The organism is Kitasatospora cinereorecta, assembly GCF_024172095.1.
In the GTDB taxonomy this organism is placed as follows: Bacteria; Actinomycetota; Actinomycetes; order Streptomycetales; family Streptomycetaceae; genus Kitasatospora; species Kitasatospora cinereorecta.
Genome location: NZ_JAMZDX010000006.1, coordinates 88,207 through 100,284, shown reverse-complemented (window position 1 = coordinate 100,284; position 12,078 = coordinate 88,207). Strand labels below are relative to the sequence as shown.

Below are 12,078 nucleotides of genomic sequence, written 5' to 3'. Positions count from 1 at the left end.
GTCGGGCTAGCCTGTCCGTATGGACATCCTCACCGAGGCGGTGGCCTCCGTCCGCACCGACCGCGCCCGGGCGGCCCGCACGGACTGCCGGGCGCCGTGGGGGCTGCGCTTCCACGAGCGGGCCGGCGCCGGGTTCCACATCGTGATGGCGGGCTCCTGCTGGCTGGTCGCGCCGGACGGCACCACCACCGCGCTGGCGGCGGGCGACCTGGTGTTCCTGCGCAGCGGCGCAGCGCATGTGATGACCGACGACCCGTCCTCCGCGGTGGTGGACTTCCACCCGGAGCCGGCGGTGGACGGGGCCGGGTCGCCGCTGGGCCGTTTCGTGGTGGACGGTCCGGGCGCGCTGACCACGCTGCTGTGCGGCTCGTACCACCTGGACCAGACCCGTCCGCACCCGCTGGTCGGCGGCCTGCCGGAGGTGATCCACCTGTCGGCGCGGCACGGCCGGCACCCGGCGCTGCGGGCGGCGATCGAGCTGTTGGGCGCCGAGCTGGACCGGCCGCGGCCGGGGTCGGACGGGATCGTGGCGGAGCTGATCGACCTGCTGTTCCTCTACATCCTGCGGGCGTGGTACGACGAGCAGCCGGCGGGGGCGACGGCCGGGTGGGCGGCGGCGCTGACCGATCCGGCGATCGTTCCGGCGCTGGAGGCGATCCACGCCGATCCGGGTCACGCCTGGACGGTGGAGGAGCTGGGCGGGCGGGTGGGGCTGTCCCGGGCGGCGTTCGCCCGGCGGTTCACGGCGCTGGTGGGCGAGCCGCCGCTGGCGTACCTGACCCGGTGGCGGATGACCACGGCGGCGAGGCTGCTGCGGCAGTCCGACACGCCGATCGGGGTGGTCGGCGGCCGGGTCGGCTACGGGTCGGAGTTCGCGTTCGCGAAGGCGTTCAAACGCTCGCACGGTGTACCGCCGGGGCAGTACCGGAGGCTGGCGCCGAGCGCCTGAACGGGCGGTCCGGTTGCCGGTACAGCACGCGCCGACGGCTGCGGCGGCGGATACTGACGGCATGCGCCTGATTCCTGAGAACCCGGAGTTCCCCGAGGACGTCGACGAGGAGTCGCCGGTGGAGATGGAGCCGGAGGACGAGCAGCGCGAGGTGGTCGAGCACGAGCTCGACGACCTCGAGGTGCTGCGGCAACGCCGTGCCCTGGGCGCCGACGACGCGGACGACGGCGACGCGGTCGAGCAGACGCGTGAGGTCTCCCTCGACGACGAGGACTACCGGGAGTAGCCGCCTCCGGCGCCGTCAGGTCGCCAGGGGAGGAGCCTCAGAGCGCCTTGCGCCGCTGCAGCCAGGCGAACGCCGCCCAGCCGGGCAGCACCGGAAGCAGGAAGACCAGCAGCCGGAACAGCACCACCGCCGCGAACGCGGTGGACTTGTCCATCGGGCCCGCCCCCGCCAGCAGGTCGGTCAGCAGGTATTCGACCATGCCGGCCCCGCCCGGGCTCGGGACGGCGGAGCCGGCCGCGTTGCCGGCCAGGAAGGTGACCGCGACCCCGGAGAACGCGGGCCTGGTCCCGATCGCGCGGGCGCAGCAGTACAGGCAGACCACGAAGGCCATCGAGACCAGCAGTTGCCCGGCCACGCCGGCGGCCAGCTTCCGGGGCTGCTGCAGCAGGTCGAGCAGGCGGGGCAGCACCTCGGCGCGCAGCGGCCGCAGCAGGGCCTGGACCCGGCGGCGCAGCCAGGGGACGGCGGCGACCGACAGCAGGAGGACGCCGAAGCCGGCCAGGACGACGGCCAGCACCCAGCCGCTGGGCAGTTCGTCCATCGGCGCGCCGATGCCGAGGCCGAGCAGCGAGCTGAACACGGCCAGCTGCACCAGGTGGAGGCCGAGTCCGAGCAGCTGGGAGACGCCGACGCTGGAGAGCGCCTGGGCGGTGGGGATGCCGGCGCACTGCAGGAAGCGGGTGTTGAGCGCCACGCCGCCGACGCCGCCGGGGGAGACCAGTTTGACGAAGCCTCCGGCGACCTGGGCGGCCAGCGCCGACCGGAACGAGAGCCGCTCCGGGACGAAGCCGACGAATCCCAGGGTGGCCGCCAAGTGGCTGGCGACGGCGGCCGCGACGGCGGCCGCGAGCCAGCCCGGGTCGGCCTCGGCGAGCACCGCGAACGGGTTGCGCTCGGCGCTGAACAGCGTCTGCAGCAGCAGGTACCCGGCGAGCATGCCGGCGCCGACGGTGACCAGGGTGCGCGGGCGCAGCCGCTCCAGCCGGAGCGGTTCGGACGGGGCCTGCGGCAGGTGCCGCTGTGCCTCGGCGCGCAGCTGGGCGGGCAGGTCGGGGCGGAGTTTCAGGGCGGCCCGGGTGGCGCGGGGGAGAGCGATCGGTTGGAGCAGCGGCAGGGCTGAGCCGACCGGGCCGGGGCCGAGGACGGTCATCGCGGCAGCCACCGCCCGTTCGGCGCCGGCGTGCAGGGCGAGCACGGTGAGCAGCCCGGCGACGTCGAGCCGCAGCAGCAGGTCGCTCGCGGCGATCTCGCCCTCGGCCAGGTCGACCAGGTGGACCGCGCCGTCGCCGTCCACCAGGACGGCCTGCGGGTCGAGGGCGCGGTGGGCGATCCGCCGGCGCTGGAGCAGGGCGAGCTGCCGCCAGGCGTCGGCCAGCACCTCGTCGGTGAGCTCCTGCCCGGTGAGCTCCCCGAGCGGCCGCGCGACCAGGTGGCGGTAGGCCACCAGGGCGGCTTCCGAGCCGAGTTCGGCGACCGCGACGGGCGTGCGGGTCCGGGCGCCGGCGGCGCTGGCCGCGTACGCCAGCAGCGCCTGGTGCTCCAGCCCGGCGCGCAGCGGGCGCAGGCCGAACGGGCGCGGGGCGGTGCGCAGCCGCAGGGACAGCCACAGGTGCCAGAGCAGTCCGTTGGCCTGGGCCTCCCGGTCGAGCAGGCGGACGTCCAGGTCGGGCCGGTCGCCGCGCTGGGTGGCCAGGTAGCGGCCGGGTCCGGCGGGGTGGACGCTCACCGGCCGGACGCCGGACTGGGCGAGGGAGAGCAGGATCTGACGCTCGGTGGGGCGGGAGAACGGTTCGCCGACGGTGTAGCAGGTGGCGTGCGCGGCGGTCCAGCCGACCAGCAGCGCGAGCAGCACGGAGAGCGGCGTGGCGTACCCGGTGACCAGGCCGGATATCCCGGACAGCGCGAGGGCGGTGGCCAGGACGGTACGGCTGCGGCGTACGCCGGTGGCGCCGACGGCGGTCATGAAGGCGAGCACCGGGGCGAGGTGGCCGTAGACCGGGTCGGTGCGGCCGTGGCCGGCGGGGGAGTCGTGGGTGAGCGCCGCCATCCCGCCGACCAGCAGGTCGAGGCCGAGCGACAGCCCGTACGCGATGACCGCGGCGAGGACGCCGTCGGTGACCCGCCGGCGCTCGCCGCGCAGCACCCGCTGGACGGCGGTGGTGAGCGGTACCAGCAGCAGCGCCGCCGCGCACAGGGCGGCGGTCAGCTTGACCGGCGGCCAAGGGAGCAGTTCGGCGCCGAGCGTGATGTCCGCGTCCAGACCGCCGGCGGTGGCGCGGGCGAAGAGGGGGAGCAGCAGCACCACGCCGATCGCGCCGGCTCCGGCGAGCAGGCGGATGAGCGCGGCGGGGTGGCGGACCCGCCGGTCGTCCGGGCGGGGCCGCTTCCGGGATGCCGCATCGGATTCTTCGGTTTGTATCACCGTGGCCACGCGGCATGCTCCCACACCGGCCCCGCGACGGGACGGTCCTCGGCCGGTGTCGCCCGGCACCGATGAGCCCGATGGCGGGAAGGGCCACGGGTAGGGTGGTGTGTATATGGTGTGATATCCGGGCATATCGGCACGGATGCCGCACCGAAGGGAGGTCGATGATGACCAAGCGATCGACCGGCAAGATGACCAAGCTCCGCCAGGGCACGCAGGAAGTCCTCGAACGCCGCACCATGGCCGCCACCCCCGGCCCGCTCGCCCCGCAGCTGCACACGGACGGCCCGGCCGCCGCCCGCAGCGGACCGTACTTCGGCGACGCACAGTTCAGCCACGGCGGCCGTCGGGTCGCGATGACCGGCGGGCCGCTCGGCGGCCCGGCCTCGCACGTGGAGCTCCCGGGCCACCGCCACCGGGGCGCGGAGAAGCACTCGGCGCACTGACCGTGCGCCGGGCGGGGGTGGGAGAGTGGGGCCGACAGCTCCCACCCCCGCCCCGAGGAGTGCCGTGACCGACGCGCCCGAGTTCAAGTCCCGCGAGGAGTGGCTCGCCTCCCTGCACCGCGTGTACGCGGCCGCGGGCTGCCTGATCAACGACCCCGCGGGCCGGGTGCTGATCGTCAAGGCGGGGTACCGCGAGCACTGGCAGTTCGTCGGCGGCACCGTCGACCTCGGCGAGAACCCCCGCCAGTGCGCCGAGCGCGAACTCCTGGAGGAGACCGGCATCGTCAAGGCGGCCGGCGAGCTGCTCGCCGTCGCCTGGACCCACCCCAGCGGCGAACTCGACCACCCCGCCTGCCACTTCCTCTTCGACCTGGGCACCGTCCCGGCCGACACCCCGATCACCCTGCCGGCCGGCGAACTCGACGCCCACCGCTGGGCCACCGTCGACGAGGCCCTCGACCTGCTCGGCCCGGCCCGCTCGCTGCGCCTCACCGCCGCCCTCGCCGCCCGCGAGGACGGCCGCACCCGGATCGTCACCGCCCCCAACTCCGGCTTCTGACCGGCGCCGTCCCGGCGGTCAGCGGCGCCAGACGTACGCCGACGAGACCGGGTGGCTGCGGTAGCGCTCCCACTTCGGCTTCAGCGCGATCCAGGCGTCGTCCACCACCGCCTCCCGCATCTCGGCCAGCTGCCACCCCGCCGCCAGACCGGCCGCCAGGTGGTCGCTGACCAGGTGGACGTGGGTGGTGATGGCCACCGGCGCGCCGTCCGCCCCGTCGAAGTGGGTCGGCATCCCGGCCGCCATGATGAAGTACGGGTGCAGCCCGACCGACACGAACAGCCCGCCCGGCCGGACCAGCCGGTGCGCCTCCCGGTACAGCGGGCCGAGGTCGGCCAGGTGCTCGTCCACCAGCGAGGAGACCGCCAGGTCGTACGCCCCGCCGTCCAGCCCGGTGGCGGCCAGGTCGCCCTCCACCAGCCGCTCGTGCGCGCCGCGGGCCCGGGCCCGCTCCAGCATCTGCGGGGTGAGGTCCACCCCGTCCACCGCCGCCACGCCCTGCCGGCGCAGCCAGGCGCCGGTCCGCCCGGTGCCGCACCCGAGGTCGGCCGCCCGGGTGGCCGACGCCCACTCCGGCACCGCGAGCCGGGCCAGCACCGCGAGGTCCATCGCGTCCTCGACGGTCTGCTCGTAGCTCTCCACCCACTGCGCGTAGCCGGTCCGGACGTCCACCATCGGATACCCGCGCGTGTCGAAATCCGCGAAATCAACCATGGTTCGGAGTATCGGCGCAGCCGCCGCACGTCCGCGAACCGTTTTCCGCCGGGCCGCCGCCGGACGAACCGTCAGCCGACCAGCCGCGCGCGGACCGCCACGACGTCCTCCTCCGGCAGCCACCCCGCCGGGTCGAACTCCGCCAGCACCTCCAGCAGGACCTCCTCGGCGGTCGTCCCGGCGTCCGCCAGGACCCGCTCGATCTCCCCCTGCTCGTCCGGCCGCCCCAGCATCGGCCACAGCGGACGCAGGTTGTCAGCGCTCAGCCCGTAGTCCGCGGCGATCGCGTCCGCCGTCACCCCCGCCAGCGCCAGCAGCACCAGCGCCGCCAGCCCGGTCCGGTCCCGGCCCGCACCGCAGTGCACCACCACCCCGCCGGGGCCCGCCTGCGCCACCGCCGCCACCACGGCCGCGACCGCGTCGGCGCAGTGGTCCAGGTACGGGCGGAACGCCAGCGGCGTTCCGTCCAGCCCGCCGAACCGCGACCACCAGGACGGGCCGGCCAGCTCGTCCAGCGGCACCCGCACCAGCGACACCCCTTCCGGGAGCGGGAGCAGCGGCCGGTACTCCTCCTCGTTGCGCAGGTCGACCACCGTCCGCACCCCGTACGCGTGCAGCGTCGCCCAGCCCTCGGCGGTCAGCCGGTCCAGGTTGTCCGCCCGGACCACCCGCCCCTGCCGGGTCACCTCCCCGCGCACCGTCGGCAACCCCCCGAGGTCGCGCACATTGAGGCACCCGTCCCAGACCAGCCGACGGTCGTCACTCATCCCGCACACCCCTTTTTCCCCCTCGGACCCCCGCGGCCCCTTGGTACGAGGACTGTCCCTGTGCACTCGGCGGTTCCACCATCAGGGGCGCGAGGAACTGCGCGACCGGCCATGCACTGTCCGCACCGGATGGTTGGTCGCGCAGTTCCTCGCGTCCCTAGTGGTGTCCCTCCTCCGCCAAGAGCTCTCCGAAGGCCCACAGATCCCGCCCCAGCGTGTCCAGCACCCGCACCCGCGCGAACCGTTCGTCCCGCGCCGACAGGAACCCCCGCGCCGTACCCTCCAGCACCCGTCGCGCCACCCGGTCCCCCCGCTGCCACGCGCCGTGCAGCAGCAGGCACCCGCCGACCAGCTCGGCCCGCTGGATGCGGGCGACGGCCGCGTCGGCGAGGGCGGTGTTGACGCCGTCGAGCTCGGCGGGGGAGAGGTAGGTGTCGGGGGTGGCGGTGAGCCGGCGGAGCAGTTCGGGCAGGCCGTAGTGGCGGACGGCGGCGATCGAGTCCTCGACGGCGACCAGCCAGCGCGGTCCGGGGCCGACCTCCCACCACACCTCGCCGCCGACCGGCAGCAGGTCGCCGATCGGCGCCCGCCAGCTCTCCAGGCCGCTGACGGCGTTGGCGTCGGGCCGGATCGTCCGCCCGTCCCAGGCGGCCTTGGCGGTGACGCTGAGGTTGAGGGTGTAGCGGACGCTCCGGCCGTGGGTGCCGGGTTCGGCCCGGACGCCGAGCACGGCCCAGCGCGCCGGGTCGGGGACGGAGAAGGAGTGCCGCCACCCGGTGAGGCCCATCGCCCGCAGCGCCGGCGCGAAGTGGTCGCGCATGCCCCGGTCGAACAGCTCCCGAGCACTCGTCATGCGCGCTGCGTCCTCCTGCCCGGGCGGCCGGTCGGTGTCCGGCCGGCGTCCGGTTGTCGAAAAGGTGTCGATGTACCCCTAAAACGTAGGTTTCGGACACGTCCGACCGCTGCGGGCGAATGTCAGCGGCTGTCAGGACATTGGTCCCGGCCCGGTGACATCCCCCGTATGGCGCATCATGTGGCGGGTGCACAGTGCTGAACTCCACGGGGCGGGCGACGACGACGAAGTCGGCCGCCCGACAGGACCGGGGCACCCGCCCGACCGGCGGGTCGACCTCACCGCGGCCGTCGAGGCCGCTCGCGACGGGGACGAGGAGGCGTTCCGGACCCTGTTCCGGGCCGTCCAGCCGGGCCTGCTCCGCTATCTGCGGGTGCTGGTCGGCGGCCGGGCGGAGGACGCCGAGGACATCGCCTCGGAGGCGTGGCTGCAGATAGCCCGCGACCTGCCTGGCTTCTCCGGGGACTCGGACGGCTTCCGCGGCTGGGCCGCCACCGTCGCCCGCAACCGCGCCATGGACCACCTGCGCAAACAGAGACGCCGGCCGGTCGCCGACATACCCGAGGAGTACCTCGCCGAGCTGGCGGCGGCCGAGGACACCGCGCACGCGGCGATGTCCACCGTGGCCACGTCGGACGCGCTGGCGATGATCGCCGGGCTGCCGAAGGACCAGGCCGAGGCGGTGCTGCTGCGGGTGGTGCTGGAGCTGGACGCCGAGACCGCCGCCCGGGTCCTCGGCAAGCGGGCCGGCAGCGTCCGGATGGCGGCCCACCGCGGGCTGCGCCGGCTCGCCAAGGTGCTGGAGCACACCGGCGGAGCGGCCGCCGGCATACCCCGCTCGAACCCGCACCACGAGGCCGCGAAAAAAAGTTCTGCGCAAGGTGTGACACCCGCGCGGGCCGCGACGCTGAAGGACATGAGATGAGCACCAACCGATCCCGCCGGATCGACCGACACGCGGCCGAGCGACTGCTCGGCGGCGGCGCGGTCGGCTCGGAGGCCGGTCAGGCCTCCCTCACCGGACAGACGGCCCTCGCCGAGCTGCTCGCCGCCGCCAAGGCGGACGCGGCCCCGGCCGGGAGCCCGCTGCCCGGGGAGGAACAGGCGATGGCCGCGTTCCGGGCGGCTCGTCACAGCACAGCGACCAGGCCGACGGCACGACAGCACCGGAGACGAACGATGGCGGACACCGCGCTCGCGCGGGCCTTCAGCGCGAAGGCCCTCGCCGCCGCGCTGGCCGCCACCGCGGTCGGCGGTGTCGCCGTGGCCGCGTCCACCGGCAATCTGCCGACGGTGCTCGGCGGTGGCGGCGGAGGCAACGACACCCCGGTGGTGGCCGGTCCGACCGGGCACGCCACCAGGTCGGGCAGCGCCTCGGCGGGCTCCACCGGCGGCGCCGGCGACCCGTCCGGTCGCGGCGTGGCCTCGGGTGGCGCCAAGGCCTCGCCCGGTGCCGGTGACGGCTCGTCCCAACCCGGGGACGAGGCCAGCGGCAAGCCCTCCGACAAGGGCACCGGCGCGGGCGACGTGCCGGACCTGGCCAAGCTCTGCAAGATCGTCCAGGACCGGCTCGGCAGCGGCGCCAAGGCCCGCGACCTGGCCGCGGAACAGAACCTCCAGCCGCTGTTCAAGGAGGCCGGCGGGGCGGAGAAGGTGGCCGCCTACTGCGCCACCCTGCCCGCCGGCAAGGACGGCAGCGGCTCCGGCGGCTCCACCGGAGGGACCTCGGGCAACGGCCACGACAAGGCGAGCCCGAGCCCCGAGGACACCAAGGGCGGCCGCACCGTGAAGTCCCCCACGCCGACCGCCGACCAGAAGGCCGGCGGGAGCGGCAGCGGGGGGTGACGACTCCGGTCGGGCGGTGGGCAAACCCCCCGGGCCCATCGCCCGACCGGTGAAGCGACGCGCGGGGCGACCCGCGCGGGCAGGACGCGCGTGGCAGCACGCGTGAGCGGTACGCGCGTGGCGACACGTGCGCAGCAGTACCCGCGAGGCGCGCGGCCGGACAGCACCCGGCCGCGGGCCCGCACGACCGGAGCGCCGCCCAGCGGCGACACCAAGGCTCCGGGCGGCCGATGGGTTCCCCCGTGCCCATCGACCGCCCGGTGAAGTACTCCGGACGGCCGGTGGGCTCCCCCGTGTCCACCGACCGTCCGGTGAGAGCTCCGGACGGCCGGTGGATTCCCCCGTGTCCACCGACCGTCCGGTGATGCTCCGGATGGGTGGAGGTACTCCCCCGGGTCCCCCGCCCATCCGGATCGCCCCCCGAGGGCGGCGACGAGAGCCCGGACGGCCGGTGGATTCCCCCGTGTCCACCGTCCGCCCGGCTCCGCGAGCATCCGACCGCCGAACCCGGCCCCGCCGCAGCCCCGCCCAACCGCACCGCCCGGCGACCTCCGACCTCCGAACCCCCGGACCCATGGTGATCGACGACACGGCGCAGCTCGACCCCGCGACCCACCCCGACCGGACCGTCGCCGCACCCCTGCCGCCGGTCTTCGTCGACGCCTCCGGACGGCGCCAGCGCCGGGTCCGCCGGGCCGGCCGGCTGCTCGCCGTCCCGGCCGCCGGCTACCTGGTCCTGCTGGCCAGCAACCTGCTCGGCGGACCGGCGGTGCACGCGCCGTTCCTGCCCCAGCCGCCCGCCCAGAGTGCCGACACCCCCTCCGGTGCGGCCCCTGGCGAGCCGTCGCAGGCCGCCGAGCCCGACCCTGCGGCCTCCCCGGCCGCCACCCGGCGCGCCGCCGCCCCCACGACGCACCGCGCCACCGACGCCCCGCCGACCGGCCCGGGAGCCGCCGAGTCGACCACCGCGCCCGGCACCGGCACCCCCACATCGGCCGCCCCGCCCACCCCGGGCCACGGCAAGCCGAGCTCCCCGAACTCCCACAAGCCCACCAAGAGCCCCTGATGACCACCCCCGTCCGCTCCCGGGCCCGCCGCGGCCGCCGCGGCCTGGTGCGCCAGGTCCCGCTGCGCACCCATTGGCTGCTGCTGTCCGTCCTGGTCCTCACCCTGACGTCCGCCCTGCTGCTGCAGGGCTGGACCCGGCACATGTTCGGCACCGAGGCCGACGGCGCCGCCCCGAGCCAGGGCGCGAACGGCTCGGTCCCGGCGCAGGTCAGGGACGGCGGCCCGGTGATCGACGCCGCCACCGGCCGCACCACCCGGCCCGCCGCCGGGACCCTGGCCCTCACCTTCGACGACGGCCCGGACCCGCACTGGACCCCGCAGATCCTCGACGTGCTGAAGCGCGAAGGGGTGCACGCGACCTTCTTCGTGGTCGGCACCCAGGTCGCCGACCACCCCGAGCTGGCCCGGCGGATCCTCGCCGAGGGCCACCAGATCGGCATCCACACCTTCACCCACGCCAACCTCGCGCAGGCCGCGCCGTGGCGCCGCTCGCTGGAGCTGCGCGAGGCCCAGCAGGCGCTCGCCGGCGCCACCGGCACCACCACCTCGCTGCTGCGCCCGCCGTACTCCTCCGGCAACGACGCGCTGACCGACGCCGACTGGTCGGCGCTGCAGGACGCCTCGAGGTCCGGCTACCTGACCGTGCTCACCACCCTGGACAGCGAGGACTGGCGCCGCCCCGGCGTCCCGGCGATCGTGGCGAACGCGACCCCGAAGTCGGCCGACGGCCAGGTGCTGCTGATGCACGACGCGGGCGGCGACCGCAGCCAGACGGTGGCCGCGCTCGCCGAACTGCTGCCGAAGCTCAAGGCGGCCGGCTTCCGCTTCGCCACCGTCGGCGAGGCCACCGGCCTGCCGCAGGTCCAGCACCCCGCCACCACCGCCGACCACTGGCAGGGCCTGGCGCTGCTCGGCGCCCTCACCACCAGCGACTGGGTGCTGACCGTGCTCGGCTGGCTGCTCTGGGGCGCGGGCGCGATCGGCCTGCTGCGGATGGTCGCCCTGGTGGTGGCGGCCCGCCGCCACAAGCGCCTGCGGCGCAGGGGCTGGGGGCCGCCGGTGACCGAGCCGGTCTCGGTGATCGTCCCGGCGTACAACGAACGCGCCGGCATCGAGGCGGCGGTCCGCTCGCTGCTGGCCTCCGACCACCCGGTCGAGGTGATCGTGGTGGACGACGGCTCCACCGACGGCACCGCCGACCTCGTCGAATCCCTGAACCTCCCGTACGTCCGGGTCATCCGGCAGGCCAACGCCGGCAAGCCGGCCGCGCTCAACAACGGCCTGCGGCACGCCCGCGCCGAACTCGTGGTGATGGTCGACGGCGACACCGTCTTCGAGCGGGATGCCGTCCGGATGCTGGTGCAGCCCTTCGCCGACCGCCGGGTCGGCGCCGTCTCCGGCAACGCCAAGGTGGTCAACCGGGGCGGGCTGCTCGGCCGCTGGCAGCACATCGAGTACGTGGTCGGCTTCAACCTGGACCGCCGGCTGTTCGACCTGGCCGAGTGCATGCCCACCGTCCCCGGCGCGGTCGGTGCGTTCCGCCGCTCCGCGCTGCTGCGGATCGGCGGGGTCGCCGGGGAGACCCTGGCCGAGGACACCGACCTGACCATGGCGCTGTGCCGGGCCGGCTGGCGGGTGGTCTACGAGGAGCGGGCCCGCGCCTGGACCGAGGCGCCGGCCTCGCTCGGCGCCCTGTGGCGTCAGCGCTACCGCTGGTGCTACGGCACCCTGCAGGCGATGTGGAAGCACCGCGGGGCGCTCGGCCAGCGCGGCCAGTCCGGCAAGCTGGGCCGCCGCGGGCTGCTCTACCTGCTGGTCTTCCAGGTGCTGCTGCCGCTGCTCGGCCCGGTGGTGGACGTCTTCGCCCTGTACGGACTGGCCTTCCTCGACCCGGTCCGGATCATCGGCCTGTGGCTGGCCTTCCAGGCGCTGCAGGCCGCCACCGCCGTCTACGCCTTCCGGCTCGACGGCGAGCGGCTCGGCCCGCTGTGGACGCTGCCGCTCCAGCAGGTCGTGTACCGCCAGCTGATGTACCTGGTGGTCATCCAGTCCGTGTGCACCGCGCTGGCCGGCTCCCGTCTGCGCTGGCAGCGCATGCAGCGTTACGGCACCCTCCAGGTCCCGCCGCCGGTCGCGGGCGGATGACCGCTATCGTTCACGGATGGC

At 75.4% G+C, this 12,078-nt stretch carries 12 protein-coding genes; 8 read left to right on the top strand and 4 right to left on the bottom strand.

All coding sequences use genetic code 11. The features are described 5' to 3' along the window. Positions 1-19 precede the first annotated feature (19 nt). Both FHR36_RS29745 and FHR36_RS29740 read left to right on the top strand, forming a co-directional pair. A complete protein-coding gene (locus FHR36_RS29745; protein WP_253802181.1) occupies positions 20-949 on the top strand; it encodes an AraC family transcriptional regulator in 930 nt (309 codons plus the stop codon). Between the two features lie 61 nt (positions 950-1,010). Further along, a complete protein-coding gene (locus tag FHR36_RS29740) occupies positions 1,011-1,235 on the top strand; it encodes a hypothetical protein (RefSeq protein ID WP_253802179.1) in 225 nt (74 codons plus the stop codon). 37 nt (positions 1,236-1,272) lie between these two features. On the opposite strand, the gene FHR36_RS40085 is transcribed toward FHR36_RS29740, so the two are convergent. Beyond that, on the bottom strand, positions 1,273-3,666 hold the full coding sequence (locus FHR36_RS40085; protein WP_253802177.1) for a lysylphosphatidylglycerol synthase domain-containing protein: 2,394 nt from the start codon (positions 3,664-3,666) through the stop codon (positions 1,273-1,275). Positions 3,667-3,827: 161 nt separating this feature from the next. Between FHR36_RS40085 and FHR36_RS29730 the strand changes: the two genes are divergently transcribed. Both FHR36_RS29730 and FHR36_RS29725 read left to right on the top strand, forming a co-directional pair. Beyond that, complete coding sequence (locus FHR36_RS29730; protein WP_253802176.1) at positions 3,828-4,106, top strand: hypothetical protein; 279 nt, start codon at positions 3,828-3,830, stop codon at positions 4,104-4,106. 64 nt (positions 4,107-4,170) lie between these two features. Continuing rightward, positions 4,171-4,665 carry an NUDIX domain-containing protein gene (locus FHR36_RS29725; RefSeq protein WP_253802174.1) on the top strand — a complete coding sequence of 165 codons (495 nt, stop codon included), beginning with the start codon at positions 4,171-4,173 and terminating at the stop codon, positions 4,663-4,665. Positions 4,666-4,683: 18 nt separating this feature from the next. On the opposite strand, the gene FHR36_RS29720 is transcribed toward FHR36_RS29725, so the two are convergent. The 3 genes from FHR36_RS29720 to FHR36_RS29710 form a co-directional block, all read right to left on the bottom strand. After that, the gene (locus FHR36_RS29720; protein WP_253802172.1) at positions 4,684-5,379 is read right to left on the bottom strand and encodes a class I SAM-dependent DNA methyltransferase; all 696 of its coding nucleotides are present in this window, start codon (positions 5,377-5,379) and stop codon (positions 4,684-4,686) included. 71 nt (positions 5,380-5,450) lie between these two features. Continuing rightward, complete coding sequence (locus FHR36_RS29715; protein ID WP_253802169.1) at positions 5,451-6,146, bottom strand: tyrosine-protein phosphatase; 696 nt, start codon at positions 6,144-6,146, stop codon at positions 5,451-5,453. Between the two features lie 157 nt (positions 6,147-6,303). After that, positions 6,304-6,999, bottom strand: coding sequence for a hypothetical protein (locus FHR36_RS29710; protein WP_253802167.1), 696 nt, complete (start codon positions 6,997-6,999; stop codon positions 6,304-6,306). Positions 7,000-7,177: 178 nt separating this feature from the next. On the opposite strand from FHR36_RS29710, the gene FHR36_RS29705 reads away from it, so the two are divergent. From FHR36_RS29705 to FHR36_RS29690, 4 genes are all read left to right on the top strand, one after another. Beyond that, complete coding sequence (locus FHR36_RS29705) at positions 7,178-7,924, top strand: RNA polymerase sigma factor (RefSeq protein WP_253803191.1); 747 nt, start codon at positions 7,178-7,180, stop codon at positions 7,922-7,924. After that, on the top strand, positions 7,921-8,844 hold the full coding sequence (locus tag FHR36_RS29700) for a hypothetical protein (protein ID WP_253802165.1): 924 nt from the start codon (positions 7,921-7,923) through the stop codon (positions 8,842-8,844). The genes FHR36_RS29705 and FHR36_RS29700 overlap by 4 nt, the downstream gene beginning before the upstream one ends. Positions 8,845-9,418: 574 nt before the next feature. Beyond that, complete coding sequence (locus FHR36_RS29695; protein ID WP_253802163.1) at positions 9,419-9,910, top strand: hypothetical protein; 492 nt, start codon at positions 9,419-9,421, stop codon at positions 9,908-9,910. Then, positions 9,910-12,057, top strand: a complete 2,148-nt coding sequence (locus tag FHR36_RS29690) for a bifunctional polysaccharide deacetylase/glycosyltransferase family 2 protein (RefSeq protein ID WP_253802161.1) — start codon at positions 9,910-9,912, stop codon at positions 12,055-12,057. The genes FHR36_RS29695 and FHR36_RS29690 overlap by 1 nt, the downstream gene beginning before the upstream one ends. The last annotated feature ends 21 nt before the right edge of the window (positions 12,058-12,078 follow it).